This is a genomic window from Corallococcus sp. AB049A, from assembly GCF_003668885.1.
GTDB lineage: Bacteria > Myxococcota > Myxococcia > Myxococcales > Myxococcaceae > Corallococcus > Corallococcus interemptor.
In genome coordinates this window covers 1-431 of the sequence record NZ_RAWL01001179.1, presented here as the reverse complement: position 1 = coordinate 431, position 431 = coordinate 1, and the positions used below count along the sequence as shown (strand labels likewise).

General features: G+C 65.7%; 1 pseudogene. It reads right to left on the bottom strand.

The annotated features are described in order from the left end of the window. A pseudogene (locus D7X55_RS46705) lies at window positions 1-415 on the bottom strand (hypothetical protein); the annotation flags it as partial. Window positions 416-431 lie beyond the last annotated feature (16 nt).

Here is a 431-nt window from a genome sequence, read left to right as displayed (position 1 = left end):
GTTCCTGCAGGTCGCCCGGTTCGCCGTGGAAGCGTGCGGCCGGATCGATATCGAATTCGCACAGCACGCCCTTGGAAGCGTAGACCTTTTCCAGGCCACGCACGATTTCCTCGGCATTGGACTCGATCGGCAGCGGCGCGGAGAACAGCTTGTGGCCCGACGAGGCCGCGCGTGCCAGCTGGTACGAAACCAGGTTGTTCATGCGCTGCAGCTGCACGTCCAGTTCCTCACGCAGCGCGCCGTCGCCGGCACCACTGTCCATCTGCGTGCGCAACACGGCAATCGGCGTTTTCAGGCTGTGCGCCAGGTCGGCCAGGGTGTTGCGCTGGCGCTCGAGGTTCTCGCGCTCGCTTTCGATGAAGGCGTTGATGCTGTCGGTCAGCGGTTCCAGCTCGCGCGGGTGGCGCTCGCTCATGCGCTCGGTCTCGCCG